The following is a 5,178-nucleotide window of genomic DNA, read 5'->3' as shown; positions in this document are numbered from 1 at the left end:
ATGTTCATATTTCTATAAAACTCGTTAAATTTTTAATTTCTAAAAATCACGAGTGCATTCACGTAAATACAATTTTAGAAAAGTGGCACACCAAAGATAGTGCTATTGCAAATTATGCAGACCAAAACGGTTTAATTTTGATTACTAAAGATGGTGATTTCAGAGATAGCCATTATTTAAAAAATATCCCTAATAAGTTGGTTAAGATTAATTTAGGTAACATTTCGAATGCTGATTTACTATTAATTATCGAAAATAATTTAACTAAAATTGAAAAATTAAATTCAAATGATAGTTTTATTTTAGAAGTCGATAACGATATTCTTATTTTTTCATCGATGAAAATTGTTAATTGAATCAATAAATTTACCTATTTGTATTTCCCTATATTAATTGCTAGTTAATCGTTGAACTGTAAACTATGTTAAAATTCACATATTCCAGTAAAGTATGTGGCGAGTTTTGACACTCCAATTCCTTTTACAAAACCTTTGGAAGATCAGTATTTGCCTAAAGGCAGGTTTGAAAAATAAACTATTAATTTATCGGTTATATAATTTAGCCTTTTCCTTAATGATATCACTGATTTTTCTATTTTCGATTTTGCTTTCGAGCCAAGAAATAATGTCGAGATAGAGGAATGCTCTTTTTTCGTAGGTGTTTTTTTCTAATTCGATAAATCGTTCTTTCATTCTTATGAATTCCTTTTTGATATCGCTAGGGTAGATGGTATTCAATTTTTTCAAAAAGCGAATGATTTCCTTTTGTACTTCGTGTAAATCGTTCATTTTTATCAGAAATTTGTACGTGGTTTTCAACTGGTTTTCTAAATTGAAATCTTTACCTGATTCATAATGGGCAATCAAGCACAATAAACGTGCAAAACACGCCAAATCTTCGCGAACATAAAGGTTTTTGTTGTTGATGATTTTTTCCAAATACGATATACATTCAGTATAATTTTCGTTTCCAAAATAAATGCAGGCAATTTTATAGTAAAATAACATCTCGTGATGTTCGTCGAGATGTTCATTGTGAAGCTTCATTTTGTCTAAAACTACTGGAATCAAGTATTCACTTTCGGTAAAAGTGCCTTCAAGAATGTGATAATTGAGTTTGTTGTTATATAAATACAAGAATGATAACGACGAAATATTATCATTTACCGGAAACTGAGGGTCATTGATAGTTTCTTCTAACAATTCCAAATATTTTTTGAAATTTGACATATATTTCAACATAAATAAGGATTCCAATAAATAGTGATTTCCTTTTAAGAAAAACACTGGATTTAGATAAATCATATTCTTGTTGTCATAAAAAAGTGTCACCCATTTATGTGAATATTTATAGCAAGAAAGGAAGTCCTGCACAAGAAAACTTCGCCAGAGATAAGCATTGTAATACCAGTATTTCTCCCGAAAGCCAAATTTTTTCTCGTCTAATTTTGAAATATGTTTGTTGAAATAATCATCAATATATTTGTATTCGGCATCGCTTTTTACGTAGCCTGTTTTCAGCATAATGCCGTACAATTGCAACGATAAATTAGATAATTTACTTGAAATGGTATTTTTATAATTCAGCTCTTTAGCCTGAATTACCAATTCATCAGCACGACCTTGAATACTTCGGGTGATGTATTGTGATTCAATTAATTTTTCGAATTCGACAATTTCATAAGCCATATATTTCTCGTCATTTTCCAAAGCTTGCTGTTTGGTTTTGTCCAAGATTTTTAAACTTTGCTTGTACAAACCTTTATTGTATAAAATTGCGGCAAAATCAATTTGTTCCCTAAGCTGATAGCGAATATTTTGACTAGGAATATTCAACCGAATACTCACTAAAATTTGTTTATATAAATAGGATTTAAGGTTGGATAATTGCACCTTTTTGATAATACCATTTTTCAAAATTGTTTTCTCATCATAGACTTCAGATTTGTCTAAAATGTTGAATAATTCGATAAACTTTGTATTGGAACTTGTTTCCAATCGGCTAGCGAAAATCTTGAATTGTCTTTTTTCGGACTTGGAAAGTGATTTTATTAATACAAATAAAGAATCTTTTTGATGGTTAGCCATTGTAAAATATAGTAATGTAATTTATTGATTTTAAGTATTTTAAATAACTATTATTAGCCTTATAAATAGTATAATATTTAAAAAACGGATTTTATATTAGAGTAATGAAATCTATTTTTGTTCAAAGATGTGAAATTACATTAAATATTTTAAAATGAATAGAGAGAAAGTCCAAATTTTTGATACCACTTTAAGAGACGGAGAACAGGTCCCAGGATGTAAATTAGATACGAACCAAAAACTAGTAATTGCAAATCGGCTTGACGAAATGGGAGTTGATATTATTGAAGCCGGTTTTCCGGTTTCAAGTCCAGGAGATTTTTCATCTGTTTCTGAAATAAGCAAGATTGTAAAAAATGCTACCGTTTGCGGACTAACAAGAGCTATTAAGAATGATATTGATGTAGCTGCTGCCGCATTAAAATATGCCAAAAAACCTCGTATTCATACAGGAATTGGAACTTCAAATTCGCATATAATCTACAAACTAAACACTACAAGAGAAGATATTATTGCACGTGCAAAATATGCTGTTTCTTATGCAAAATCGTATGTTGAAGATGTAGAATTCTATGCTGAAGATGCTGGTAGAACCGAAAATGATTTCTTGGCACGAGTCTGTGAAGAAGTCATAAAATCAGGCGCTACGGTGCTTAATATTCCAGATACTACTGGTTATTGTTTGCCTCACGAATATGGCGAAAAAATTAAATACCTAAAAGAAAACGTAAAAGGAATTGAAAACGTAATCATCTCGTGTCATTGTCATAATGATTTAGGAATGGCTACTGCCAATTCGATTGCTGGAGCCATAAATGGAGCAAGACAAATTGAATGCACCATAAACGGAATAGGAGAAAGAGCTGGAAACACAGCACTTGAAGAAGTAGTAATGATCTTGAAACAACATCCTTATTTGAATTTAGACACGAATATCAATACGCGTCAATTGAACGAAATGAGCCGATTGGTTTCTGAAAGTATGGGAATGATGGTGCAACCCAATAAAGCTATTGTTGGGGCTAATGCTTTTTCACACAGTTCAGGAATTCATCAAGATGGTATCATAAAAAATCGAGAAACTTATGAAATTATGGATCCTTTGGATGTTGGAGTCAATGAATCTTCAATAATTCTTACTGCCCGAAGTGGTAGAGCAGCATTGGCCTACAGAGCCAAAAAAGTAGGTTATGAATTGACAAAAGTGCAATTAGATATTGTATATGTTGAGTTCTTGAGATTTGCCGACATTAAAAAAGAGGTTCTGGATAATGATATTCATCAAATTATTGAAGCTTGCAAAATCGAAGGAGAATTAATAAGAAGTTAATACCTGTTTAGGTATTTAAATTATAGTTTACCTTTACAAAAAAATATAAAATGGACTTAAAAATAGCAGTACTTTCGGGAGATGGAGTCGGTCCGGAAGTAATTTTACAGGCAAAAAAAGCGTTAAATGCAATTGGTGAGGTTTATGACCACGAATTTGTATTTGAAGATGCTCTTGTAGGTGCTGTTGCTATTGATCAAACGGGGAATCCGCTTCCTAATCAAACCTTAAATCTTTGTTTAAATACTGATGCGGTTTTGTTTGGTGCTATTGGACATCCAAAATATGACAATAATCCCGATGCCAAAGTGCGTCCAGAGCAAGGATTATTAAAACTAAGAATTGAATTAGGCCTTTTTGCAAATATCAGACCTATAAAACCTTATAAAGCATTATTAGATTCCTCGCCTTTAAAAAGAGAAATTATTGAAGGTGTTGATTTTGTAGTTTATAGAGAACTCTCTGGAGGAGTTTATATTGGCGAAAAAAAAATAAGCGAAGATGGAACTATAGCTTCTGATTCCTATGAATACTCAGAAGAGCAAATTAGCCGCATTGCACATTTAGCTTTTAAAGCAGCCCAAAAACGTCGAAAAAAAGTAACAATGGTTGATAAAGCTAATGTTCTTGAAACATCACGTTTATGGAGAAGACTAGTTCAGAAAATTGGCGAAAATTACCCAGATGTTGTTTTGAATTTTCTATTTGTTGACAATGCTGCGAAGCAAATTATTATAAATCCAAGACAATTTGATGTCATCCTAACCGAAAATATGTTTGGTGATATTCTTTCTGATGAATCTAGCGTAATAGCAAGTTCCATCGGATTATTAGCTTCGGAATCACTAGGAAATGATAAAGCTCTTTTTGAACCTATTCACGGTTCTTATGTTGAGGCAACAGGAAAAAATATTGCCAATCCTATTGCTTCCATATTATCGGCAGCGATGCTTTTGGAACATTTTGGACTTGATACAGAGGCGCAAAAAGTTTATGAAGCTGTTGAAAAAGCTTTCGAATATAAAATAGTTACAGCTGATTTGAATTCATTTTCAAAATTTGGCACCAATGAAGTAGGAGATTTTGTCTCGAATTTTATTTTAAGTAAAGAAGACTTATTGTATTTCAATAATGATAATGTTTACATAGGACAATCGACAATCGTTTAATGAAGACTTAATTATTAAGTTTAAAAAGATAAAAAATAACAAATTATAAAATAATGGAATTAAATAAATACAGCAAAACCATAACTCAAGATATTACACAACCCGCTGCACAAGCAATGTTATACGGAATTGGTTTAACTGAAGAAGATATGAATAAAGCTCAAGTTGGGATTGTGAGTATGGGTTATGAAGGTAACACTTGCAATATGCATTTGAACGATTTAGCAAAAGATGTCAAAAAAGGAGTTTGGGACGCTGATTTAGTGGGATTAATTTTCAATACTATTGGCGTTAGCGACGGAATTTCGAATGGAACTGATGGAATGCGTTTCTCATTAGTCTCACGTGATGTGATTGCTGATTCTATTGAAACTGTTATGGGAGCACAATGGTATGACGGATTAATTGCTATTCCAGGTTGTGATAAAAATATGCCAGGTGCTTTAATTGCTATGGGAAGAGTTAATCGTCCAGCGCTTATGGTTTATGGCGGAACGATTCATTCAGGAAGATGGAAAGGAGAACACCTTAATATTGTTTCGGCGTTCGAAGCATTAGGGAAAAAATTTAAAAATGCAATTTCTGATGAAGA

5 protein-coding genes are annotated in these 5,178 nt (G+C 31.9%); 4 read left to right on the top strand and 1 reads right to left on the bottom strand.

Annotated features, from left to right (window positions below):
* A partial coding sequence (locus PHC28_RS15350) for a DUF5615 family PIN-like protein (RefSeq protein WP_300102617.1) occupies positions 1–356 on the top strand: 356 nt, incomplete at its 5' end.
* Between the two features lie 186 nt (positions 357–542).
* Here the strand turns inward: PHC28_RS15350 and PHC28_RS15345 are convergent.
* Positions 543–2,087 carry a hypothetical protein gene (locus PHC28_RS15345; RefSeq protein ID WP_300102614.1) on the bottom strand — a complete coding sequence of 515 codons (1,545 nt, stop codon included), beginning with the start codon at positions 2,085–2,087 and terminating at the stop codon, positions 543–545.
* A 154-nt stretch (positions 2,088–2,241) separates the two neighbouring features.
* Between PHC28_RS15345 and PHC28_RS15340 the strand changes: the two genes are divergently transcribed.
* The 3 genes from PHC28_RS15340 to PHC28_RS15330 form a co-directional block, all read left to right on the top strand.
* Positions 2,242–3,417 (top strand): 2-isopropylmalate synthase, encoded by a 1,176-nt coding sequence (locus tag PHC28_RS15340; RefSeq protein WP_300102611.1) that lies wholly within the window; start codon positions 2,242–2,244, stop codon positions 3,415–3,417.
* Between the two features lie 50 nt (positions 3,418–3,467).
* The gene (gene leuB, locus PHC28_RS15335) at positions 3,468–4,586 is read left to right on the top strand and encodes a 3-isopropylmalate dehydrogenase (RefSeq protein WP_300102608.1); all 1,119 of its coding nucleotides are present in this window, start codon (positions 3,468–3,470) and stop codon (positions 4,584–4,586) included.
* Between the two features lie 53 nt (positions 4,587–4,639).
* The coding region (locus tag PHC28_RS15330) for a dihydroxy-acid dehydratase (RefSeq protein ID WP_300102605.1) at positions 4,640–5,178 on the top strand (539 nt) is incomplete at its 3' end.

Origin of the sequence: Flavobacterium sp. (genome assembly GCF_028712645.1) — a bacterium.
Taxonomy (GTDB): domain Bacteria; phylum Bacteroidota; class Bacteroidia; order Flavobacteriales; family Flavobacteriaceae; genus Flavobacterium.
Note: the sequence above shows the minus strand (reverse complement) of the source record. Positions and strands in the feature narration are given on the sequence as shown.